This is a genomic window from Flavobacterium sp. A45, from assembly GCF_002001005.1.
In the GTDB taxonomy this organism is placed as follows: domain Bacteria; phylum Bacteroidota; class Bacteroidia; order Flavobacteriales; family Flavobacteriaceae; genus Flavobacterium.
Genome location: NZ_MUNX01000100.1, coordinates 1 through 23,061, shown reverse-complemented (window position 1 = coordinate 23,061; position 23,061 = coordinate 1). Strand labels below are relative to the sequence as shown.

The following is a 23,061-nucleotide window of genomic DNA, read 5'->3' as shown; positions in this document are numbered from 1 at the left end:
ATTATGAAAACGATAAAATATAAATACTTTTTTATAGCAATAGCAATGATTTCTTTAGGGTCTTGCTCAGAAGAGTTTGTAGAGGTTACACCAAAAGGATCCTTTCTTTCGGATAATTATTATTCAAATGAAGGACAGGCGACAGCCGCACTTGTTGGGGTTTATGATCCGATCAGAAAAAATTCGGGCGGTTTTGAAAATATGATCGCAATGATGAATGCAGGTTCTGATGATTTTTATGCAGGCGGCGGTGGATCTACAGACGGACAGGGAATTCAAGATTTTTCAACCCACTCGCTTACTTCAATAAGTATTCCCGGGAGTTTTTGGAACGACCATTATCAAGGAGTTTTTAGAGCGAATACCTTACTTGTAAAATTACCGGATGTGGATATGTCTGATGATCTTAAATCTAGATTTACTGCAGAATCAAAAGCTTTGCGTGCGATTTATTATTTCAATTTGGTGCGTATGTTTAAAAATATTCCATTATTGTTAGACCCTTTGACTGCTACTAATATGTATGATGTTGAACAAACAACTTCTGAAGCGGTTTATGCTCAAATTGAAAAAGATTTGACAGAAGCAATTCCTGCTTTGCCTGCAACAGTTCCTGCGAGTACAGAATCTGGCCGACTTACAAGAGGCGCTGCTCAAGCTATGCTAGGAAAAGTATATTTATTTGAAGGTAAAAAAGCGGAAGCTGCAGCAGTTTTGGCTCAAGTAAATGGTACTCCGGGCGCAACAAATCAATACGGAAACAAACTATTGGCCAATTTCAGTGATTTATGGGTTGTTGCCAATAAGTTCAATACAGAATCACTTATTGAAGTGTCTCATACAAGTGCAGGAAATTCTGATTGGGGATTTTGGGGTTCAGGTAGAGACGAAGGAAATTCATTGAATGTAATGATAGGACCTAGAAGTTACTCAAAACCAGCAGCATCATCAGCTCCTGATTTACCATCAGGATGGAGTTTTAATATTATAACACAAGATTTGTATGATGCACTTAAGACAGATCCAAGGTTTGAAGCTACAATACTAGATATTAAAGCATTGAAAGCTGCAGGTGAGGCAGATTATATTGGAGGATACCAAGATACAGGCTATTTCTTGAATAAATTTCTTCCGCGCAAAACGGATGTTCGTACTGGCGGTGGTGCGGCTGAATTAAATTACAAGCAAAATACGTATGTGATGAGACTTGCTGATACCTATTTAATGGAAGCAGAAGCATTAGGTTCTGGAGCAAGAGCGCAAGCATTACTGGATGCTGTTCGAGCAAGAGTTGGTTTGCCTTCAGTTCCGGTTACACTTCAGGCTATTAAAAATGAAAGAAGAAGGGAATTTGCAGGTGAAGGACTTCGATTCTTTGACTTAGTAAGATGGGGCGATGCAGCTACTGTGTTAGCCAACAGAGGTTTTAATGCTGGTGTAGATGAAATTTTCCCTATTCCAACCAGAGAACTTCAAGGAACTAAATTGAAACAAAACCCTGGCTATAATTAATAGAGCTAAGATTGGTTCAAAATCCAAATTATTAATACTAAAAAAACACACATATTATGAATATAAAAGTAGTATTGAACAGATACATTTATCTAATGTTATCTATCATAACATTAAGTTCATTAGGAAGCTGTCAGTCTGAAGATATCACAGATAACGGACTGTCAGATGCAAATGTTGATCCCTCCTTTACCATTACAGCCGTAGAAGGTTCTGCCAATAGATTTATATTGACAGCGCAGACAAAAAATGTATTAGGTTCCAAATGGGACATGGGTGATGGTGCAGGAATGGCTGTTGGTAAGATGACAGAAAATCTCTTTCTTCCAGATGCAGGGACTTATACCATTACGCACGCTGCCATTGGTAGAGGAGGAATTATAAATACTGCATCTCAACAGATTGTCATAGCTACTCCAGATCCAGTAGCTGGGAATATCCTTAAAGGAGGAAGATTAACCAATATTGAGGATTGGTCAAAATGGACTGTTACAAATCCAGCTTCCAGTGCCAGTATTACTTTTGCTGAAGGTTCGGCTACTTTGACAGCCAGTGGCTGGGCTGGTAACGGAATATATCAGGCAATTAATGTTGTAGCAGGAAAAAAATACGTAATCGATATGATTACTTCTTCAACAACAGGCTGCAGTAATACTTGGTTGGAAGTGTATTGCGGTTATTCAGCACCAGTAACAGGAACTGATTATTCAGAAGGAGGAAAATTAAGAGCTTTAAGTACTTGGGACGGGTGTGCAACAGCTGCTTTTTCAGGAAAAATTTCAGTTGTGGGCTGTACGGCTGCAAACAATAAAGGAATATTTACTGCTACTCAAACAGGTACAGCGTATCTGGTAATAAGAGGCGGTGGTGAAGACATGAAGGCTGGTATCAAAATTCAAAATATTGAAATGAGACCGTCTTTGTAGTTGTTTTAAATAATGAATTAATTAGTAAGTTAGGTTGAGTTGGTAGAATGGCCCATTCTCTATGATTATGGGTCATTTTATTTTTAATGGAATATTTAACGAGTAGTAAAAATGAAAAAATATCTTTCCAGAATAAATTTTATTATCGTACTGAACTGCTTTCTGTTTATTTCCTGTAGCGGTTCAAATTCAGACGAGCCAGAGGCAGAAAATATAACACCTGCAAATCTAAAAGTTACAGCAGAAATAGCTGGTGCTTCAGCACAAAATCCAAATGGCGACGGAACAGGTGTAGTAAACTTTACTGTATCGGCAGCAAATGCCACGTCATACAAAATTACTCTTGGAAATGGAGAAACAAAGGAAGTGACAAATGGAAGCTTTTCTTACACTTATACAGCATCGGGTGCTAATACTTATGTGCTATATGTGTCTGCTTATAATGCTGGTAAATTTGTTAGCACGTCACTCTCTATTACCGTTTTGGTAGAATCCAAGTTAATTTGGGCTGATGAATTTAATACTGATGGTGCGCCAGATCCAACCAAATGGAATTTCCAGATTTGGAATCCTGGCTATGTTAACAACGAGCTTCAATCCTATACCAATCGTCCGGAAAATATAATTGTTGAAGGCGGTGTTTTGAAAATAAAAGCCATCAGAGAAAAATATGGCAATGGCGATTTTACATCTGGAAGAATTGAAAGTAACGGTAAATTTGATTTCACTTATGGTAAAATAGTAATCCGGGCAAAAGTGCCAACTGGTGTTGGGACATGGCCTGCAGTCTGGATGCTGGGCAGTAATATTGGCACTGTAGGATGGCCAAAATGTGGAGAAATAGATATTTTAGAGTCTGTTGGAAAGAATATAGACCAAAATCATTCTTCTTTACACTCCGAAGGTCGTTCTGGAGCAACTCCAGATACTGGCATTATAAAAGTGCCAAACAGCAATACTGAATTCCATATCTATAAAGCAGATTGGACTGCCACTTATATAAAGTTTTATGTGGATGATAAATTGTATTACACTTTTATAAATTCAGATAAATTCCCTTTCAACAAAAATTTTTACCTGATTGTCAATTTTGCAATGGGTGGAGTTTGGGGAGGTCCTGTAGATCCAAATTTTACATCGTCAACTTTTGAAGTGGATTATATAAGAGTATATAACTAATAAACAGCAGAATTAAAACTATCAAGAATAGAAAATTAAATAACAATAATTCAGAGTTCAAAATAGATAATCATCCAGTTTTGCCGAATTAATCAAAAATAAATAATGAAAAAAATACATCAATTAGGAAAGCTGTTTTTCATGATAGCTTTTTCAGCCATACACATCAGCTGTTCTTCTTCTAATGACGGAGGCGGTTCTCCAGATCCAACTCCTACACCACCTCCAGTAGCAAAAAATGAAGTTGATTTTTGGCTTACGACAGGAAATCAATCAGCACTTTTGAAAAAGCAGACAAACATTTTAGCTTTTGGAACCAAGGCAAATATTTATCAGAATATTGAAATAAATGAAACTCAAACCTATCAAACAATCGATGGTTTTGGATTTACATTGACCGGCGGAAGTGCTCAAGTGATCAATCAGCTGGTTGCTCAAAAAAAGAAAGACCTATTGCAGGAATTGTTTGGTTCAGGCGATAATTCAATAGGGTTGAGCTACTTGAGAATCAGTATCGGAGCTTCCGATTTGAATGCAGCTCCTTTTACCTATAATGATATGCCGGCGGGACAGACAGATGTTAATCTGGCTAATTTCAGTCTGGCTCCTGATATGACCGATATGATTCCACTGCTAAAAGAAATTCTGGCGATTAATCCTAATATCAAAATAATGGGTTCTCCTTGGTCTGCACCGCTTTGGATGAAAGACAATAATAATTTTGTGGGCGGGAGTTTACAGCCTCAATATTATGAAGTTTATGCTCAGTATTTTGTAAAATTTATTCAAAAAATGAAAGTTGAAGGAATTGTAATTGATGCAATAACTCCTCAAAACGAACCTTTACACGGGGGTAACAATCCGAGTATGGTAATGACCGCTTTGCAGCAGGCCGATTTTATAAAAAATAATTTGGGACCAGCATTTAAAGCAGCCAATATTGCTACAAAGATTATTTCTTATGATCATAATTGCGATAACCCCCATTATCCGATTACGATTTTAAAAGATGCTGTTGCTTACCCCTTTGTAGCAGGTTCTGCATTTCATTTGTACGGAGGCGATATCAGCGCACTCTCAACTGTTCACGATGCATTTCCGAATAAAGACGTTTATTTCACGGAGCAGTACACTTCCTCTACTGGTGCATTTGACGGAGATTTAAAATGGCAGGTCAAAAATGTAATTATCGGGTCAATGCGCAATTGGAGTAAAAACGCACTGCAGTGGAATCTTGCCAATGACGGCTCTTTTGGTCCTCATACACAAGGAGGATGTACGACTTGTAAAGGAGCAATAACAATAAACAGCAGCGAATCATTAACCCGTAATGTTGGGTATTATATAGCAGCTCATGCTTCCAAGTTTGTGCCTGCGGGTTCTGTTAGAATTGGGAGCGCTGTTGTTGGTAATCTGCATAATGTTGCTTTCAAAACTCCAGCGGGGAAAAAAGTGCTGTTGGTTGTAAATGATGGAAATGCGACAGAATTATTTAATATTAAAGACAATGGAAAATGGATTACTGTTTCACTGGAAGGGGGAGCAGTAGGAACCTATATTTGGTAAAACGGTATCAAAAAAATAAAACAATTATCACCTTACAGATTATGAAAAAAATAACGACCACGGTATTTGTACTGGCATCTTTTTTTGTTTTTGCACAGCAAAAAAATAAAGCAGCTGCACAATCTTTTTACGCAAAAGACAGGACAGTTACAGTGTACACTACAGCCGAAAGCACAAATTTGAGATTGTCAAAAACAGATAATCTTAAATTTTCAGAATTGAAACAGCCTACTGAAAGACAGACCTGTGTTTTTGTAAATCCAGACAAAACTTTTCAATCCTTACTAGGAATTGGCGGAGCAGTAACAGATGCAAGTGCTGAGGTTTTTGCTAAATTATCTAAAGAAAAACAGCAGGAATTCTTGAACGCATATTACAATGCCGAAAAAGGAATCGGCTATTCATTACTACGAACCACAATTCACAGTTCCGATTTTGCTTCTGGGAGTTATACTTATATAAAGGAAGGCGATACTGAATTGAAAAGTTTTTCTATTGAACATGACAGAGAATTTAAAATACCGCTGATTAAAAAAGCAACAGAAACGGCAGGGGGAAAAATAATCCTGTATGCAAGTCCGTGGAGTCCTCCCGCTTTTATGAAAAGTAATAAAGATATGCTGAAAGGCGGGACATTACTGCCTGAGTTTTTCCAGCCTTGGGCAAATTATTATACAAAGTTTGTAAAAGCCTACGAAAAAGAAGGGATGCCGATATGGGGAATTAGTGTACAGAATGAGCCTATGGCTGTACAAACTTGGGAATCTTGCGTATTTACAGCTGAAGCGGAAAGAGATTTCCTGAAAAATTATCTTGGGCCAACTATGAAAAAAGAAGGACTGGGGAACAAAAAAATAATTGTTTGGGATCACAACCGTGATTTGATGTTACAAAGAGCCAATATTATTTTTAATGATCCAGAAGCTTCAAAGTATGCATGGGGAATGGGATTCCATTGGTATGAAACATGGGCTGGCGGTAACCAGATGTTTGAAAATGTGGGAAAAGTTCATGAAGCATTCCCCGATAAAAACTTAATGTTTACCGAAGGCTGTGTAGAGAAATTTGATGCCAAGAACTACCAATTGTGGGCTAATGGAGAACGTTACGGATCATCAATGATACATGATTTTAATAACGGAACTGTGGGCTGGACAGACTGGAATATTCTTTTGGATGAAAATGGAGGTCCTAATCATGTGGGGAACTTTTGTTTTGCACCTATTCATGCCGATACTAAAACGGGAGAATTAATTTATACGCCGTCTTATTATTACATTGGACATTTTTCAAAATTTATTCGCCCTGAGGCAAAAAGAGTAAGTTCTGCAGTGAGCAGAAGCAGTCTGTTGAGTACTTCATTTTTGAATAAAGACGGGAAAATGATAACGGTTGTTATGAATCAAAGTGATGTAGCGGTAATTTACAATCTGTGTATTGGAAATCAAGCTGCTGAGGTTACGATATTGCCTAATGCAATACAGACTTTGGTATACTAATCTTAAATCGGATTAGATTCTTTTTGGCTAATTTTGATAACATTCAAATTTATAATTAACAGTGATGAAAAAAATAATAGTATTTACTTTTTTGTGTATCGCCACAGCTTCGTTTGGACAGGGTTTTTTGCATAGAGACCAACAAAACATTGTGGACGGAAACGGTAAAAATATCGTTTTGCGTGGTTTGGGTCTTGGCGGCTGGATGGTTCAGGAAGGCTATATGATTCAGACCGGAGCATTCGCTGGACCGCAATATAAAATCAAGCAAAAAATTACCGATTTAATAGGTGCTGAAGCTACTGATGAGTTCTATAAAGCATACAAAAAAAACGGAATCACAAAGAGAGATATTGACTCTTTGGCAGCTTGGGGATTTAACTCCATCCGTTTGCCAATGCATTATAATTTGTACACTCCAGCTATTGAAAACGAAAAAGATGGTAAGATTACCTGGCTGGAAGAAGGTTTTAAAATGACCGATGATTTAGCTAATTGGTGTGCTGCCAATAAAATATATTTAATCTTAGATTTGCATGCTGCTCCTGGAGGCCAAGGGAAAGATGCTGCAATATCCGACTACGATGATTCAAAACCATCTCTTTGGGAGAGTGCTGCAAATCAAGATAAAATGGTGGCATTTTGGGAAAAATTAGCCGAACGTTACAAAGACAATCCTTGGATTGGAGCCTATGATATTATCAATGAACCCAATTGGAATTTTACGGGAACCAATCAAAACGGCTGTGATGAAACTTCAAATGCTCCTTTGAGAGCACTGCAGCTCAGAATTACAAAGGCCATTAGAGCTATTGATACCAATCATTTAATTATCATTGAAGGAAACTGCTGGGGCAATAATTACAGCGGTATGTTTCCGCTTTGGGATGAAAATATGGCTTTGAGTTTTCATAAATATTGGAACACCAATGACACAGCTTCTATCCAGACGATGCTAAATTACAGAACACAATACAATGTGCCGATTTGGTTGGGTGAAAGCGGAGAAAATTCCAATGTTTGGTTTGAAGAAGCCATTTCATTAATGGAGTCTAATAACATCGGTTGGGCCTTTTGGCCAATGAAAAAAATTGAGAATTTGGCTGGAGTTACTTCGGTGACAAAACCGGCAGGTTATGATAAAATATTACAGTATTGGAAAAATGGCGGTGTAAAACCAGATGCAGGTTTTTCCAAAAAAGTGCTGATGCAGATGGCGGAGAATTATAAAATGGAGCATCTAACGATTAGATACGATGTAATTGATGCCATGTTCAGACAAGTGCAGAACAATGACACCAAGAAGTATAAAAGCCATAAGCTTCCGGGACGAATATATGCAACGGAGTTTGATTTAGGTCAAAACGGTTTTGCTTATTCGGATAAAGATATTGCCAATTATGACGGAACTAAATTTACGCAATGGAATAAAGGGGGCAAAATGCGAAACGACGGCGTGGATATTGAAGTCTGTACTGATAAGACAACCAATGGTTTTCAAGTTTCTTTCATTGAAGATAATGAATGGTTACAATTTACGACTGAGGTAAAAAAAGAAGGCAGTTTTGATATTGAAATCCGATATTCGAGTGAAAAAGCGGGAGGGAAACTGTATTTGGAACAAGACGGGAAGAAAATTTCGGAATCAACGGAGCTTCCTGTTACCGGAGGAGAAACTGTTTGGAAAACAATTGTTCTAAAAAATGTAGCGATGAAACAAGGAATAAATAAAATTCGCGTTCACTTTGAAGGAGGAAATTTCAATCTTAACTTTTTGGAGTTTAAAACTGCTAAATAAAATTTTTAAAATGAAAAAAGCAATAACATTGGCATGCCTATTCGTATCGGTTTTTGCCTTTTCGCAGCAATCCATAGACCAAAAAGTCGAAACTTTGTTGAAGAAAATGACTCTGGAAGAGAAAATTGGACAACTGAATCAATACACAGGCGACAATACTGCTACGGGACCAATCACTATTAATTCCAATAAACAAAATGAAATTAAGAAAGGGTTAATTGGTTCGATGCTGAATATTATGGGGACAAAATATACCAGACAATACCAAGAGCTGGCAATGCAGTCCCGATTGAAAATTCCGTTGCTGTTTGGTCTGGATGTTATTCACGGTTACAAAACCACTTTTCCTATTCCGTTGGCCGAAGCCGCAAGCTGGGATTTGACGGCGATGGAACTTTCTGCCAGAATTGCCGCTACCGAAGCTGCAGCCTCTGGAATTCACTGGACATTTGCACCAATGGCCGATATTTCTCGTGACCCGCGCTGGGGCAGAGTGATGGAAGGCGGAGGAGAAGACACTTATTTGGGTTCCAAAATTGCGTATGCAAGAGTTAAGGGATTTCAAGGAAATTTAGGCGATGTGAATTCGGTTATGGCCTGTGTAAAACATTTTGCTGCCTATGGAGCTGCTGTTGGCGGACGCGACTATAATTCGGTCGATATGAGCAACAGAATGCTTTGGGAAACGTATCTACCTCCTTACAAAGCAGCACTTGATGCAGGAGCTGCAACGTTTATGAATTCGTTTAATGATCTTAACGGAATACCGGCCAGTGCTAATAATTATTTGCTTAGGGATATTCTAAAAGGCAAATGGAACTTTCAAGGTTTTGTAGTTTCCGACTGGGGTTCTATTGGCGAAATGGTGGCTCACGGTTATGTAAAAGACAATAAAGAAGCGGCTCTTGCGTCGATAACTGCAGGAAGCGACATGGACATGGAAAGCAACGCCTACCGCTATCATTTGGAGCAGCTGGTTAAAGAAAATAAAGTGCCGGTTGCATTAATAGACGATGCAGTAAAAAGAATTTTACGCAAGAAATTTGAATTAGGATTATTTGATGATCCGTATAAATTCTGCAGTCCAGAAAGAGAGCAGGCAGCATTAAATAATCCGGAACATACCAAAGCGGCTAGAGAAATAGCAGCAAAAAGTATTGTACTGCTGAAAAATGAAAGAGATGTTTTACCGCTTTCTAAAGGGTTGAAAACAATAGCTTTTATTGGGCCTATGGTTAAACCAAAAAGAGATAACCACGGATTTTGGGCTGTTGATGTAAAAGAAATTGATTCGACTTATATCGTTTCGCAATGGGAAGGCCTGCAGAATAAAGTAGGCAAAAGAACAAAAATTTTATACGCCAAAGGCTGTGGCGTAGAAGACAAAAGCAAAGACGGTTTTGCTGATGCGCTGCATGTAGCCAGTCAGGCTGAGGTTATCATTTTGAGCATTGGAGAAAACTTCAACAAAAGCGGAGAAGCCAAAAGCAAAAGCAATTTACAGTTGCCAGGCGTTCAGGAAGATTTGATCAAAGAACTCCAAAAAACGGGGAAGCCAATTGTTATTTTGATTAATGCGGGAAGACCACTGGTTTTTGATTGGGTTGCCGATAATATGCCAACTATTGTTTATACTTGGTGGTTAGGATCAGAAGCTGGAAACGCCATTGCCGATGTACTTTTTGGCGATTACAACCCTTCTGGGAAACTCCCGATGACATTCCCTAGAACCGAAGGGCAAATCCCAATTTATTACAATCATTTCAATACAGGACGACCTTCAGTAAATGGAGATAAAAATTATAAATCAGCCTATATTGATTTGCCAACTACTCCAAAATTCCCGTTCGGATTCGGATTGAGCTATACTACTTTTGAGTATTCAAATTTGAAATTGTCCAAAAAAACAATGAAAAATAATGAAATAATTACCGTTTCTGTAAACATAACCAATACTGGAAGTGTAAAAGGGGAGGAAGTCGTTCAATTGTATTTGAGAGACAGAGTAGGTTCTGTAGTGCGTCCGATTATAGAGTTAAAAGATTTTCAGAAAATCACATTGAACCGCGGAGAAACCAAGACACTAGAATTCACGATTGACAATCCGAAATTGTCTTTTTACAACAACGCATTAGAGTTTGTTTCAGAATCTGGTGATTTCGATTTGATGATCGGTTCGTCTTCGGCAGATATCCGTTTGAAAGACAGTTTTGAATTGGTGAAGTAAACGAGCTTTAGCAGCTATAAAAAAAGCGATACGATTCAGCAGAATGGTATCGCTTTTTTTGTTTGTGAAAAGTATTTGGAGCAGCAGTTTTTCGTTTTCTCATCAGCATCACTCCTGCTGTCCGCTGTATTCCCGTCTCGTTAAAAAAACGAGACGGGAGATGCCGCTTCCATCAGGGCTAATTTACAGCTTTAGTTTTTTAAGCACTTTTCTAAACATTGTGCCGGAAAACAGAAAAACTCTTAAATCCCAACTTGCCGAAAGCGAAAACACATAGAAGCATTGTAAGCACAATTGGAGGGGTGTTTAAGAAGATTCATAAAATAGAATGATTGTAGCATGCGAATAAAAAGTCCTTTAGAAGATTTATAAGAATAAATTTATATATTTGAAAACAAACAAATACTGGCATTTGACAGACAAAGCCACCCAATTTAGGTTTGATAAGTCGGACATCGTCAGACCTATATACTAGTTACCTGCTATTTAAAACCAAAAATGTAATCAAATGGATATTTACCATGTTTGTCCGAATTGTAAAAAAGAAGAATATTTTTTCGACGGGGAAAAATTGAAGTGTCCAAATTGTAATCAAATGCAATTTGAAATAGCCTTACATATTAGTGAAGGTAACCACAATTTTCAGAATCTTGCTGAACTAAACCAACCATATTTTTACTTAAACTGTGGAGAAATTTATAGTTGTATTGTTGTGTATAATCAAAAAATTGAAAATACTACAATTGTCCCAATAGTTTACGCCACAGATTCAAATAAAATGTTCTTCCTGTTTGAAGCAGAGAAGATTTTTAAACAAATACCAAAAACGGTAAATGAACTGTTTTCAAAAACTTTTTTAGAGCTTCTGACCCTAAAAATAAATTTTGATCTTGACGATGAAATCGGTCATTTAATAGTTCTTGGAGCAAGTGAAAAAGACAATTCAATAATTGAATATAATGGATATGTGTTTAAAAACTTCAGTAAAATAAACAGCAGGTAACAGCCACGACAACGGATTTGGGCATTGGGCTTAATGGAAAGATGGTTTTGTATTTGGGAGATTTGGCAAATCCGATAATAGGGCTTAATTTAGTCTCAGAACTGTTAGTGGCAATTTTGCCGAACCGATCGTAAACCTTCAAATTGACACTATAATTGACTAATTAAATGGACTGTAAGAACTGCAATATAGAAATAGATTCAAAATTTTGTCCCGATTGTGGGCAACCGACTTACCTTAAAAGAATTGACAAAAAATACATAATTCACGAAATTGAGCACGTTCTGCATTTTGAACGTGGAATTTTATATACAATTCGTGAACTTGCAACAAATCCAGGACAAAACATTCGTAAATATCTTTTAGAAAACAGAAGCCGACTAGTAAAACCTATCATATTCATCATCATAACTTCTTTGATTTATACAATTTCAAACCACTTATTTCATATTGAAGACGGTTATGTAAAATATCACGAAGCTAAAGACGAAGCCCCAAGTGCTGTTAGTACTATTGTAAAATGGGTGCAAGACCATTATGGTTATGCAAATATTATGATGGGAATATTTATCGCTTTATGGTTAAAACTATTTTTCAGAAAATATAACTACAATTTTTATGAAGTTCTAATTATGCTTTGTTTTGTTATGGGAATGGGGATGTTGATTTTTTCAGTTTTTGTAATTATTCAGGGTATAATACACTATAACATAATGACAATTGCTGGTATTATAGGAATAGCATATTGCGTTTGGGCAATCGGACAATTTTATGACAAGAATAATGTAGCAAATTATATAAAAGGATTTTTCGCATACATTTTGGGAATGATTACTTTTTGGATTTTCCCTGTACTTATTGGAACAATAATAGATTTAATAAACAAACATTAATTAAAATATGGACAATAAAAAAGGAATGAATTGGTTTTTTGTATTTATTGCATTTACACTAGGCTTGACTTTAATTAAGCACATTGATTTTAAAAACTTAACGCTGAAAGAACCTGTCTTAGATGTTCTTTATATAGTTGTTTTTATAATATCAATTTACCTAATCATAAAAGACTTGAAAAAAACAACTGAAAAATAAAAAACTCCACTAACATAGATGCTATAACGGATTTGGGCAATAGGTTTAATGGGAAAATGGTTTGTATTTTGGGATACCCCCAAGTGAGTACATTTAAACCAATAACTACCTAAAATTGAAGTTGAATCATAGCATTTGCAACTTGGGAGATGGCAGTTCTTCTTTCGTGTAAACGCTCTAAAATCCCCTAAGTTATAGCTTACTTTTGTCAATTTTAGCATTAATTCATCCCAAGAAATTTTTTAGTATTGATTGAATTAATCATCAAAGAATCACCATTGATTTTTTTGAAGTCTAATGGTTTTACCTCATTGGTAATGTTACTTTCGATAATTAATTCCATTTCTGTTATTTCATCAGATATTGTTCTTTCGATGTAAAGCGGATAAATTTTATCAGAAGATGTATTCTCTGTAATCAAATCGGATTGAGCAATTATTTCACGCATTGATTGTTCATATGCCATAAATTCTAAATCATCAGAAACTGCAGTCTCTACAATTTTATCGCCTTCGGTAATGTTTTCTTCTATTGTTTTCGGGTTATAGGCAATTACAGTTTCAGGATTGAATACGTCAGCTTCTTCAGCCAAAAATGGTTTTTCAAATTTCCCTGCAGCATTGTTTTGTGTTTCGATAATATCATCTGATACAATGATGTTTTCAAGTGATTGGTATGATAAGGTAACTGTGTTTTTTGCATTAGAAATAGTTGAAAATGATACTAATGCAACTCCTAAGATTAAAACTGAATTTTTCATGATTAATGGTTTTTTGATTGATGATTGATTAAATAGTTTGGATTATATAATAATATTCTATGCAAATATATGTCTTTAAAAAGGTATTGTGTATCGCATAGTACTTAAAATTAACTTTTAATTAACAATTTAGATTGTTTTATTGACTTTGTGGTTTAATATAAAAGGAAGACAGGACGATAAAAAGCAACTCAATTTTAGATGTATTAGTTTAACCTAGTAACTTAGTTGGTTTTGCCAGCATTTTATTTGCAAATCAATGCATTCAATACATTAGGATAATTTAGCTACAGCTTCCCAGAAAAAACAAATAATGAAAAATTGAATTTTGGCATTCGTTCGAGTCCCTGATTCTCTTTTGCCTCTAATTCTATTATTTTGGAAATTTTGAATATAGAGCAAAAAAATGAGGCTGTCCGAAAAATTACTTTTCGGACAGCCTCATTTTTTTTAAATTGAATTATCCCTTATTTGATTATTTTTAATTATTGTGGGATTTTTTCAACCAAAATTTCGTTTCCTACTTTGTCGTAATACGTACAGGTCATTTTATCCATGCAGATTGTCCATTTTTCGATGCCGAAAGTGGCACACATTTTAATGAAAGTGAGGAAGTCTGTTTTGCCTTGTTGATGAGCAACTAACTCGACTTTAAATTCTTCGCCTTTTGATTTTTCAGCAATTACTAACGGTTCATACTTAGCAGGCACTTTTGCTGTATAATCATTTGCACCGTGATAGTTAATATGTCCATCTGTTACATAAGCTTCATAGTGTGTAACTCCTAATGCCTTAATTTCTTTGATGTAAGACGGAAAGTCTGCACCTGATTTCACTTTGCTGTGAGCAGTTTTGATTTGTTCTACTGTAAACATTTTTTCTTGATTTTTAATTGTTAAACGATTTCTTGAATTACATGTAATCATAATGTTCAAACTCGATAATGTGATTGTCGATTCTGTAATTGATGGTATCATTTGTCTTTACATTAAGATTACAATGCAAAGATGCGATGATGAAAAAACCTGTAATTGTAAAAAATCGTTTTTCTACAAGAAGCGTTTGAAGTTTTCGGGAGTGTCTCCTGTAAATTGTTTGAAGTCTTTGATAAAATGAGCTTGGTCGAAAAAATTGTTCTCGTAGCAGATTTCAGTCAGTGTTTTAGTTTCGCTCAGATTGTCAAGAACTGCATTGAAACGAACAATGGAAGCAAATTTTTTGGCTGTTGTTCCAACCACTTTTCGAAATCGCTTTTCAAAAGGACTTTGGCTGATAAATAGCTTTTCGTTCAGTTCTTTTATGCGGATTGTTCCATTACTTTGGTAAATGAGTTTAACCGCTTCAATAATTAATTTGTCGGTTTGAATGTCTTTGAGTTGAGATACTAAAAACTGCTCAACTATTTTTATCCGAAGTTTATCTGTGTTCGTTATTGCTAATCTTTCTTCTACTTCCGTTATGCAGTTTTTATCAAAAATGTCGTCAAGTGAAAGGCTTAAATTAAAGAGCTCGTTGGCAGGATGTGAAGCAAAATGAGTAAAGCCAATTTCAGTAAAGTATACCAATATAGTTCCTATCTCTGCCGAATTTTTGAAGACTTTGTATCCGTCAGTAATTCCTGTTATTCCTGCCGAAGACAGCTTAGTCACCGTGTTATCTTTTATGTTTGCAAGTTTTCCTTTGTATTGAAATCCAATAACAAGTCCAGAAGATGGAAAAACTTTATATTCATTTTCCAATTCATTCTCCGACACTACAAAATATTTGATGTAGGGTTTTAGCCTTTCGGTCGGAAAATGTTTTTCAAATTTCATTGTTTTGCCTGTTGGTATGGGTTCTTTAAAATTCTAACTAACGTTCCGCAGCTTCACTTAGTAGTAGTAATTTTATAGTTAGTTGTAAATATATACAATTTTCCGTTTGGGTAATTTCCCGCTTAGAAAGATAAAACCAGCTATTGCCTGTAATTCTTTGAATATTTATTAGCGTTTTTTGAGATGCTAGAGCCGGTTTTAATTATCGTTACTCAGCTCCGTTCGGCTTGCAACCTTGGGTGTTGCTAATCGCGAGGTACCTAATCCTCAGCAACCTTTATTTTTGCTAAAGTCGCGTTTAAAAAGTACCTTATTATTTTGCGCAATATAGTCGCCCGATATTATCAAATAGGGATGATTATGTGAAAACCCTGCGCTGCGGCTTCTTACAATTATTTTGTCGTTAACTTTCAGGTTATTTAACTGCTGAAAATCCTTAGGAATAAATTGCATCATGTATTCTTCACCATTAATCCTGACTATAAGCCATTTTGGACTTGATGATTTCCCGTTTGCGCTCTGAAAAGTAACAGAGGTTACCACGGCCTCCATATTAGTGAAAGCTTTTATGGACTTTTTTATTTTATCATGACTGGCATGCACTTTTTTACCTTCAGGCGAAACCTCCCATTCTTTGTACTTTATACCATCAGGCGAAGCTTCCCATTTTTTCCTGCCATCTAGGCCGGCTTTTCTGTCAGCAATGGACAACGGCTTAGTTTCATTTTTAATTTCACGATTAGCAACCGAGCCGTAGGCGAACGGACCGAAGGTAAATACTAGTACGCTCACCACAGCCAGCAGTAAGATCAGCACATAGATGATTTTTTTCATATGTTTCATATCTTTTCAAATTGATTCTGCGAATTTACATTGATATTTTTCGGTTTGAGAGATTGGGATTGTAAATAAAAATGTAAACTTTGTAAATAAAAACTTGACACTATGCTTGATAGCCGAAATCTCCTGTCCGGGAAAGGCAAATACCTATTTGGATTCATGCTGCTTTTGTTTATTTCTGTAATCTGTGCTGCTTTCAGTATGACTGATAGTGATGACTTTGCTATTGCCAAAAGGGAAGTTTTACTCCGCAGGATCGGACATGAGATACTCTTACAATCGGGCGACAGTACATCAAGGGTGCTTCCGGTAAAAAAGCTCTCCGAAAATGAATACCAGATCAGGTTTGAGAATGATTTTGCTTTTCAACCGGACTCCCTGCTAATTACTACCCAACGTTTGTTGGCAAAAGATCCCCTCGCAAGTGATTATATCGTTAACGTTTTGAACTGTGGTAACTCCAGCGTAGTCTATGGATACGCCATATCAAAAAATAAGAAAGATAATATTGTAGCCTGTTTAGGAAGAAGGCAGCCCGTCGCCTGTTACAGGATTAACATTAAATTCAAACCGAATGGTCTGGCTATAGCAAAGAATGAATATTTTTTGGGCGGTCTGTCATTTTTAGCATTTATTGGTTTTGTTTTTTTGAGATCTGTTAAGCCGCGCAAAACTTTACCAGACGCTCAGCATACAAATATGTTCACTTTGGGCTCGGTATTGTTTGATGCGAAGAATCAGAATCTCATAATAAATGAAAATACAATAGACCTGACCGGAACGGAAACCCGTGTATTGCTCATTTTTGCATTGTCTCCCAACGTAACCATAGAGAGAAGCCGACTGCAAAAAGAGATATGGGAAGATGAAGGTGTTATTGTGGGTCGCAGTCTGGATATGTTTATATCAAAACTTAGAAAAAAATTGGAATTTGACCCGAATGTCAAAATTGTTGTTATACGAGGTAAAGGATATAAGCTTAACATCAGCTCTTAGGTAGAGGAGGCTCCTATTAATAGCGCTTTTTATGTAGGATAAATTAACTTTAAACAAATGTTAGTCGAAGCCTTGTGTTTGGAACAATTTATTTTCTTTGTTTTCTGAATTCTTAGAAATTAAATCTAGGGCAAAAAAAACTTCCCAATTTCTTGAGAAGTTTTGTGGAGTGTCAGGGATTGTAATCGAACACTTAATGCCAGTTTTGAAGTTTCTTGATAGTGTAAAGTAAGGTTATTTGGCGTTCGAATCATCTCACTTTATATTAAAAGCCTTCAACATAATCGATTTTAAAGACTTTTTGTTTTTTCGTTTACGTTTGCAATGTCGCTCGATAGAATACCCCTAACTAATAAATACAATGGCTATTTCGTCAAGTGATTGCTACCAGTTTTTTTTACTCAATTCATTTTTTCTAATTTCTGAATCATTGCTTTTACCGATTCTGAATTTGGCTCCAGCTCTAAAGCTTTTTTGTATGATTTTAATGCATTTTCTTTATCATGATTTGCAAAATAGGCTTCTCCTAAACTGTCCCAGGAATTAGGATCATTTGGAAATAATTTTACATTTTCTTGAAATACGATAAGAGCATCATCAAGTGATTTTTCTTGTAAAAAATTGTATCCAATTTTGTTTAATACGGTATTCTTATTTCTTTTAAAGGTTTTTTTAATGGCATCTACATAAGCAACCACAAAAGCGTCAGTTTCTTTCGTTTTTATGTCTGGCTGAACACCTTTTCCTTCCCAGTTTGTTTTTGTAACTGGATGAAGAGATTGTATGTAGGGGACTGCTATTGTAAATTCGTCATTTAAATTAATTCGTTTTGTTCTATTAGCACCGCCTTTAGTAACTTCGCCTACTACAGTGGCTTTGTCTAAATGTTTTAAAGTGTATGTGAATGCTTCTGCCGCAGAAAAAGTATGCTTGCTAGTTAAAATGTAAAGTGGTTTGTTTGTACTTCGTTTTCCATTCACATTTGCAAATGAGTACAGCTGTGTTTTTGTATTTGTTTTTCGTTCATAAAAATCACTTAATAAAACGGGGGTTTCATCAAGAAAGTAACTCGATAATAACTGCATCATACTTGGAACTCCGCCTCCATTTGAACGTAAATCGATAATAATTGCATTGGCATTGCTCAAGAAATTCATAGTTGCAGTAGCAGTTTCTTCAGCATATTTTATATCTGCAAATTGGGTTAAATTTAAATAGCCAATATTTCCGTCCAGAATTTTTACCTCTGTAAATCCGTAATTAATTTCGGCTATTTGCATTGCCGTTTTTTTCTCCATTTCTAATTGCTTTTCTTGAGAAACAATACTTTTTTCCTGAGCAATACGCTCTGGTTCAAATCGAACTTTTAGGTGCAAATCTTTACTAATACTTTGCAAATCTTCGGTTACTGTTTTAGAGAATTCAGCAGGACTTGTGATTTTCTTGTACTTATCAGATTTTAAATTTCTATCCAGTTCAATTATCATTTTTTTTGATAATTCTAAATCGATATAAGATTCCTCGATATGAGTTTTTATTGCTGATACAACGGCATTTTTCTCTTTTGTGTTCATTTGATGTTTAGTGTCTTGTGCTACTGTATTTTGCACGATTACAAATAGCATCAAGAGCATAGTTTTAAAATAGGTTTTCATAATGTTTTAGTTTTATAATTTTCAGCAAACATATCAGTAAACTATAACGGTGTAAAATATTTATCATAAACCCATTAATAGTAATCACATACAATTGATTTGTACATTCAAATCTAGTTGAAGTCGAAAAACATAGCGTTTATGCTCCTTTTAAATGAATTGGAGCACATTGTACTGTAAAAAAGTCAATTTTTGTTAATTTTGAACCATGATTGAATTTCTTAAAAAGTACAAAGCCTTTATATATGGATTGCTGATCCAAAGGATAATAGTGGTTGTTTTGTTGCATTTTGATTTTATTTACATTGATAATTCGGCAATATTAGCCAACGTATTGAGTTTTATTTTTAGCTGGCTATTAATCTCTTTACCTATTCATTATTTTTCGTTTTTAAAGCAGCATAAACATACTAGTCTAAAGTTAGTTGCCCTGATTATTATTTTTTTGGTAATCATTATAAATGATAGGAATTCCAAAATAGTTGACAATCCAATAACTTTCGTGGGACTAGTTGGTGTTGGATTATCTTTTTTCTCCATTATAGCCCCTTCGTATTTTAAAAAACACGTATTGATTATAATTGGCTTTTACGTTTTAGCTTTAGGTTATTTCTACTATATAAGAGTTTATATTGATGATGTAAATAGTTACTTCCAGCAGGAAAAAGAAATTAAAATCATCTTAACAGCTCCATTTTTTGTATTGCTTTTAACTTGGTTTTATCAGCAATGGAAATGGTTGAAAACAGTTGAATCAAAAAAATCCAAAGCAGAATTATCGTTATTGAAAAGCCAGATTAATCCGCACTTTTTTTTCAATACTTTAAATAATCTGTATGGTTTAATAATAGAGAAATCTGATGATGCACCAAATGTTGTTTTAAAATTATCTGAAATAATGCGTTATACCATTTATATGGGAAAAGAAGATGTTGTATCATTAAAGGATGAAATAGAATATCTAAAGAACTACATTGAGTTGCATAAAATACGATATCAAAAAAGGGTGGATATTGCTTTTAGTCATAGCCCCGAAATTGATTATCAAATTGCACCATTACTATTTATTATTCCTTTAGAAAACGCATTTAAACATGGGGTAGAAAGCTTAACAGAAGATGCTTATATTCATATTGATATAAAAACTGATACTGATATAATTTATTTTGACATTGAAAATAACTTTGAACCACAGGGATCCAGGGGAACTGCCGGCATTGGAATACAGAATTTAAAACAGCGTTTAAAATTATTATATCCTAATAAGCATCATATGAAAATTGAAGTTAAAGATTCTGTTTATAAATTAGAGCTTAAAATAGAAATGACATGATTCACTATTTGATTATTGATGATGAGCCTATTGCACATCGCATTATAGAAAACTACTGCGAAAATTTGTCGCATTTGCAAAAGAAAGGAAATTGTTATAATGCCTTTGAAGCCATGCAGTTTTTAAATGAAAATGCGGTAGACTTGTTGTTTTTAGATATTAACATGCCTAAACTATCTGGGTTTGATTTTTTAAAAACGCTATTAAATCCACCCAAAATAATTGTTACTACGGCTTATAAAGAATTTGCTTTAGAAGGTTATGAACTTAATGTTTCTGATTATTTACTGAAACCATTTAGCTTTGAACGCTTTATAAAAGCGATTAGCAAGACAATTGATAGTACTCAAAACAAGAAAGGCATAGCTGCATCGTCAACCAGCGAAATGAAATCAAATAGTAATAGTTTTTTCTTGCGAGGTGATAAAAAGTACCATCAAATTCATTTTGCAGATTTATTGTTTATAGAAGCTTATGGACATTATACCAAAGTATATTTAAAGAATGAGATGATTGTTAGTCCTCAAAAAATTTCAACTTTTGAACAGTTGCTTCCAAAACTTGATTTTATAAGAACCCATAAATCTTTTATTGTTGCTAAAAATAAAATCAAACAGATTGAAGGCAACAGGATATTAATTGATGAATATAAAGTACCAATTGGTCAAACCTATAAAGAGAATATTATAATGCTTTTATAATTTACAGTTCTTCAAAAAATGGAGGAAAATAAATGCATAAAAAAAACTCCTTAATTTCTTAAGGATTTTTTTGGTGGAATTTCAGGGACTGCAATCGAACACTTGATACCTATTTTAACTTTTTTTGAAAGCTTAAAATAATATAAATTCAAAGACCAATAATGCCTTGCCATCAAATGGTATATTTGTCTTTGTATACTTAGTTATAATAAAAAATCATTTTAACAATTGCAGTGCATTTGCAGTTCTTACAGCCTCCATAGAGTTACTAACATTTAATTTCTCTAAAATATTCTGTCTGTGTCTATTGACGGTGTTAATGCTAATATTCAATTTATTGGCAATTTCTTTACTAATTACTCCCTTACTTATTAAATTTAAGATTTCTTTTTCACGTACTGATAAGAGACCAATACAATTTTCGTATGCACCAACAGGAAAAAAAACACCCGTTTTTGTATTTATTATCTTTCCGTCGATTCCGCTGAAAGACTCGGGTCTCTCATAAGAGTAGTTGTAAAGACAGACAGCAAGCCACAAGCCTCCTTGGGAACTGTTTTTTAGATAGAAATTTCGATGCTGAATATGCTGATATTCTTTATTGCTATTTATAGCTCTAATTTTGCAATTGGTAGTATAGTTCAAGCGTTCTTCCGGTTTTAAAGTCTTTAAAAAATTAAAAAAATCTAATTCTAAAAGATGTCTGTCAAAGAGATCGTCAGGGTGAATCCGTTGGTAAATATCATCTTCCCAAATTGAATCAATAGTAAAATATTCAGAAGAATCCATCTCAAAAAAGTTTCGAAAATTTCCCGATAAAATATAACTCTTTTTTTCTGCAAGGTCTGATATCACTGCTACAGAATGTTCTATCTGCACATATCCCTTCATCATTTCTACAACTTGATCAATTGATTCCCTGCGTTTATCTAAGCTGTCAAGAGATTCTGAAGAAAACTTATTTTCCATCTTTGTAATAACACTCATGCGAAATTGTATTTATTTGTTTTTAATGAAAATTTAAGATCGTAAAGTTAATCAACATGAGTTGTTTAAAAATAAATGGTTATAAATAACTATTGTGTCATAAATTAGTATTTCTATACTTTGTAGGCTAATAAAAAATTAAAAATCATGAAGAGAATCTGTTTAGTTTTGATCATTTTAAGTATGACCACTGTAAAAACTAATGCCCAAAAATTGAATTCAATGAACTGGTTAAACGAACCGGAAAATTGGGAAATAAAAGACAATAAGCTTACAATGCAAGTAACACCTCAATCTGACTACTGGACAAAAAGCCACTATGGTTTTACGGTACATGACGGTCCGTTTCTTTACACTGAACGAAGCGGTGAATTTGAGGTAGTTGTTAAAATGAGCGGTGCTTACAAAACCAGATTTGACCAAGTGTGTCTAATGCTGAGAATAGATGAAAAGAATTATATCAAAACCGGTGTTGAATATGTTGATGGAATCTATAACATAAGTACAGTGCATACCATTGATAAAAGTTCTTGGAGTGTTTTAGGTTTAAAAGAACAGCCAAAAAATGTCTGGATGAAAGCTGTAAGGAGATTAGATGCTGTTGAAATTTTCTACTCTACAGATGGAAAGAATTTTACAATGACAAATACGGTCTATTTTCCAGAATTTAAAACAGTTCAGGTTGGTATGATGGCTGCAAGTCCAGACGGAAAAGGTTTTGCTGCAATATTTGAGGATTTTAAAATTACACACCTGCCAGACCAAAGACGATTAGAATGGTTGAAGAACAATCAATAAAACTATTTATATTCCTTATTTAAATCAAGAAAACTGCTGAGCAAAATTGTTGAAGCAGTTTTTTTATGAATAGTTGGTTTCTATTACAGAAAACTATCTAAATAAAATTAGAGGTTTTAAAAGAGTAAACAAAAACACAACACTACAGTTGAATTTTTTTAATAAATTGAGTTTTATTTTTAAGATAACAAAAAAGAACGCCATTGGAATCCAATGGCGTTCTTTTTTGTTTGTGTGGGCGATGAGGGGATCGAATCCCCGACCACTTCCGATGAAATCGGAATGCCCTGAATCAGCTGAGCTAATCTTTTTTTAAAATTAATTCTTGAATCTTAATTCTACTTTTCCAAGATTTAATTTGTAGTTCTCTCTTGT

Annotated in this window: 21 protein-coding genes and 1 tRNA gene; 14 read left to right on the top strand and 8 right to left on the bottom strand. The window is 34.8% G+C overall.

The annotated features are described in order from the left end of the window. Nucleotides 1-3: 3 nt before the first annotated feature. The 10 genes from B0E44_RS12835 (at nt 4) to B0E44_RS18845 (ending at nt 12,802) form a co-directional block, all read left to right on the top strand. Nucleotides 4-1,512: a RagB/SusD family nutrient uptake outer membrane protein gene (locus tag B0E44_RS12835; protein WP_077375749.1), complete on the top strand. Its 1,509-nt coding sequence runs from the start codon at nt 4-6 to the stop codon at nt 1,510-1,512. A 56-nt stretch (nt 1,513-1,568) separates the two neighbouring features. After that, nucleotides 1,569-2,438: a hypothetical protein gene (locus B0E44_RS12830; protein ID WP_124019330.1), complete on the top strand. Its 870-nt coding sequence runs from the start codon at nt 1,569-1,571 to the stop codon at nt 2,436-2,438. 111 nt (nt 2,439-2,549) lie between these two features. Then, on the top strand, nt 2,550-3,617 hold the full coding sequence (locus B0E44_RS12825) for a glycoside hydrolase family 16 protein (RefSeq protein WP_077375743.1): 1,068 nt from the start codon (nt 2,550-2,552) through the stop codon (nt 3,615-3,617). A gap of 105 nt (nt 3,618-3,722) precedes the next feature. Next, nucleotides 3,723-5,183, top strand: a complete 1,461-nt coding sequence (locus B0E44_RS12820; protein ID WP_077375741.1) for a glycoside hydrolase family 30 beta sandwich domain-containing protein — start codon at nt 3,723-3,725, stop codon at nt 5,181-5,183. A gap of 41 nt (nt 5,184-5,224) precedes the next feature. After that, on the top strand, nt 5,225-6,682 hold the full coding sequence (locus B0E44_RS12815; RefSeq protein ID WP_077375738.1) for a glycoside hydrolase family 30 beta sandwich domain-containing protein: 1,458 nt from the start codon (nt 5,225-5,227) through the stop codon (nt 6,680-6,682). Between the two features lie 64 nt (nt 6,683-6,746). Then, entirely contained in the window at nt 6,747-8,480 is a 1,734-nt protein-coding gene (locus B0E44_RS12810) for a cellulase family glycosylhydrolase (RefSeq protein WP_077375735.1), read from the top strand. 10 nt (nt 8,481-8,490) lie between these two features. Continuing rightward, on the top strand, nt 8,491-10,707 hold the full coding sequence (bglX, locus tag B0E44_RS12805) for a beta-glucosidase BglX (protein ID WP_077375809.1): 2,217 nt from the start codon (nt 8,491-8,493) through the stop codon (nt 10,705-10,707). A gap of 508 nt (nt 10,708-11,215) precedes the next feature. Beyond that, nucleotides 11,216-11,710 carry a hypothetical protein gene (locus tag B0E44_RS12800; protein WP_077375732.1) on the top strand — a complete coding sequence of 165 codons (495 nt, stop codon included), beginning with the start codon at nt 11,216-11,218 and terminating at the stop codon, nt 11,708-11,710. Between the two features lie 167 nt (nt 11,711-11,877). Beyond that, nucleotides 11,878-12,603, top strand: a complete 726-nt coding sequence (locus B0E44_RS12795) for a DUF3667 domain-containing protein (RefSeq protein ID WP_077375729.1) — start codon at nt 11,878-11,880, stop codon at nt 12,601-12,603. A gap of 7 nt (nt 12,604-12,610) precedes the next feature. Continuing rightward, a complete protein-coding gene (locus B0E44_RS18845) occupies nt 12,611-12,802 on the top strand; it encodes a hypothetical protein (RefSeq protein ID WP_077375726.1) in 192 nt (63 codons plus the stop codon). Nucleotides 12,803-13,022: 220 nt separating this feature from the next. Here the strand turns inward: B0E44_RS18845 and B0E44_RS12785 are convergent, their stop codons facing one another. From B0E44_RS12785 to B0E44_RS12770, 4 genes are all read right to left on the bottom strand, one after another. Further along, on the bottom strand, nt 13,023-13,562 hold the full coding sequence (locus tag B0E44_RS12785; RefSeq protein WP_077375723.1) for a hypothetical protein: 540 nt from the start codon (nt 13,560-13,562) through the stop codon (nt 13,023-13,025). Between the two features lie 485 nt (nt 13,563-14,047). After that, nucleotides 14,048-14,539, bottom strand: coding sequence for a DUF1398 domain-containing protein (locus tag B0E44_RS12780; RefSeq protein WP_254423293.1), 492 nt, complete (start codon nt 14,537-14,539; stop codon nt 14,048-14,050). A gap of 72 nt (nt 14,540-14,611) precedes the next feature. Then, nucleotides 14,612-15,376 carry a helix-turn-helix domain-containing protein gene (locus B0E44_RS12775; RefSeq protein WP_077375722.1) on the bottom strand — a complete coding sequence of 255 codons (765 nt, stop codon included), beginning with the start codon at nt 15,374-15,376 and terminating at the stop codon, nt 14,612-14,614. Nucleotides 15,377-15,643: 267 nt separating this feature from the next. Next, entirely contained in the window at nt 15,644-16,210 is a 567-nt protein-coding gene (locus B0E44_RS12770) for a hypothetical protein (RefSeq protein ID WP_077375803.1), read from the bottom strand. A gap of 111 nt (nt 16,211-16,321) precedes the next feature. On the opposite strand from B0E44_RS12770, the gene B0E44_RS12765 reads away from it, so the two are divergent. After that, on the top strand, nt 16,322-17,212 hold the full coding sequence (locus B0E44_RS12765) for a winged helix-turn-helix domain-containing protein (RefSeq protein ID WP_077375720.1): 891 nt from the start codon (nt 16,322-16,324) through the stop codon (nt 17,210-17,212). A 401-nt stretch (nt 17,213-17,613) separates the two neighbouring features. Here B0E44_RS12765 and B0E44_RS12760 read toward each other — a convergent pair whose 3' ends face one another. Together B0E44_RS12760 and B0E44_RS18840 are read right to left on the bottom strand one after the other, a co-directional pair. Further along, a complete protein-coding gene (locus B0E44_RS12760; RefSeq protein WP_077375717.1) occupies nt 17,614-18,867 on the bottom strand; it encodes a S41 family peptidase in 1,254 nt (417 codons plus the stop codon). A 139-nt stretch (nt 18,868-19,006) separates the two neighbouring features. Further along, the gene (locus B0E44_RS18840) at nt 19,007-19,156 is read right to left on the bottom strand and encodes a hypothetical protein (protein WP_165688801.1); all 150 of its coding nucleotides are present in this window, start codon (nt 19,154-19,156) and stop codon (nt 19,007-19,009) included. Between the two features lie 213 nt (nt 19,157-19,369). On the opposite strand from B0E44_RS18840, the gene B0E44_RS12755 reads away from it, so the two are divergent. After that, nucleotides 19,370-20,200, top strand: a complete 831-nt coding sequence (locus tag B0E44_RS12755) for a sensor histidine kinase (RefSeq protein WP_165688800.1) — start codon at nt 19,370-19,372, stop codon at nt 20,198-20,200. Then, nucleotides 20,197-20,901, top strand: coding sequence for a LytTR family DNA-binding domain-containing protein (locus tag B0E44_RS12750; protein ID WP_077375709.1), 705 nt, complete (start codon nt 20,197-20,199; stop codon nt 20,899-20,901). The genes B0E44_RS12755 and B0E44_RS12750 overlap by 4 nt, the downstream gene beginning before the upstream one ends. Nucleotides 20,902-21,117: 216 nt before the next feature. Here the strand turns inward: B0E44_RS12750 and B0E44_RS12745 are convergent, their stop codons facing one another. Continuing rightward, a complete protein-coding gene (locus B0E44_RS12745; RefSeq protein WP_077375706.1) occupies nt 21,118-21,888 on the bottom strand; it encodes a LuxR C-terminal-related transcriptional regulator in 771 nt (256 codons plus the stop codon). A 147-nt stretch (nt 21,889-22,035) separates the two neighbouring features. Between B0E44_RS12745 and B0E44_RS12740 the strand changes: the two genes are divergently transcribed. Next, entirely contained in the window at nt 22,036-22,686 is a 651-nt protein-coding gene (locus B0E44_RS12740; protein ID WP_077375703.1) for a DUF1349 domain-containing protein, read from the top strand. 235 nt (nt 22,687-22,921) lie between these two features. On the opposite strand, the gene B0E44_RS12735 is transcribed toward B0E44_RS12740, so the two are convergent. Continuing rightward, nucleotides 22,922-22,993, bottom strand: a tRNA-Glu gene (locus B0E44_RS12735). Between the last annotated feature and the right edge of the window lie 68 nt (nt 22,994-23,061).

Bases quoted from the DNA above. Each gene is read 5' to 3' on its own strand.
- B0E44_RS12835 (WP_077375749.1), top strand. From the start codon at position 4: ATGAAAACGATAAAATATAAATACTTTTTTATAGCAATAGCAATGATT.
- B0E44_RS12830 (WP_124019330.1), top strand. From the start codon at position 1,569: ATGAATATAAAAGTAGTATTGAACAGATACATTTATCTAATGTTATCT.
- B0E44_RS12825 (WP_077375743.1), top strand. From the start codon at position 2,550: ATGAAAAAATATCTTTCCAGAATAAATTTTATTATCGTACTGAACTGC.
- B0E44_RS12820 (WP_077375741.1), top strand. From the start codon at position 3,723: ATGAAAAAAATACATCAATTAGGAAAGCTGTTTTTCATGATAGCTTTT.
- B0E44_RS12815 (WP_077375738.1), top strand. From the start codon at position 5,225: ATGAAAAAAATAACGACCACGGTATTTGTACTGGCATCTTTTTTTGTT.
- B0E44_RS12810 (WP_077375735.1), top strand. From the start codon at position 6,747: ATGAAAAAAATAATAGTATTTACTTTTTTGTGTATCGCCACAGCTTCG.
- bglX (WP_077375809.1), top strand. From the start codon at position 8,491: ATGAAAAAAGCAATAACATTGGCATGCCTATTCGTATCGGTTTTTGCC.
- B0E44_RS12800 (WP_077375732.1), top strand. From the start codon at position 11,216: ATGGATATTTACCATGTTTGTCCGAATTGTAAAAAAGAAGAATATTTT.
- B0E44_RS12795 (WP_077375729.1), top strand. From the start codon at position 11,878: ATGGACTGTAAGAACTGCAATATAGAAATAGATTCAAAATTTTGTCCC.
- B0E44_RS18845 (WP_077375726.1), top strand. From the start codon at position 12,611: ATGGACAATAAAAAAGGAATGAATTGGTTTTTTGTATTTATTGCATTT.
- B0E44_RS12785 (WP_077375723.1), bottom strand. From the start codon at position 13,562: ATGAAAAATTCAGTTTTAATCTTAGGAGTTGCATTAGTATCATTTTCA.
- B0E44_RS12780 (WP_254423293.1), bottom strand. From the start codon at position 14,539: ATGATACCATCAATTACAGAATCGACAATCACATTATCGAGTTTGAAC.
- B0E44_RS12775 (WP_077375722.1), bottom strand. From the start codon at position 15,376: ATGAAATTTGAAAAACATTTTCCGACCGAAAGGCTAAAACCCTACATC.
- B0E44_RS12770 (WP_077375803.1), bottom strand. From the start codon at position 16,210: ATGAAAAAAATCATCTATGTGCTGATCTTACTGCTGGCTGTGGTGAGC.
- B0E44_RS12765 (WP_077375720.1), top strand. From the start codon at position 16,322: ATGCTTGATAGCCGAAATCTCCTGTCCGGGAAAGGCAAATACCTATTT.
- B0E44_RS12760 (WP_077375717.1), bottom strand. From the start codon at position 18,867: ATGAAAACCTATTTTAAAACTATGCTCTTGATGCTATTTGTAATCGTG.
- B0E44_RS18840 (WP_165688801.1), bottom strand. From the start codon at position 19,156: ATGCAACAAAACAACCACTATTATCCTTTGGATCAGCAATCCATATAT.
- B0E44_RS12750 (WP_077375709.1), top strand. From the start codon at position 20,197: ATGATTCACTATTTGATTATTGATGATGAGCCTATTGCACATCGCATT.
- B0E44_RS12745 (WP_077375706.1), bottom strand. From the start codon at position 21,888: ATGAGTGTTATTACAAAGATGGAAAATAAGTTTTCTTCAGAATCTCTT.
- B0E44_RS12740 (WP_077375703.1), top strand. From the start codon at position 22,036: ATGAAGAGAATCTGTTTAGTTTTGATCATTTTAAGTATGACCACTGTA.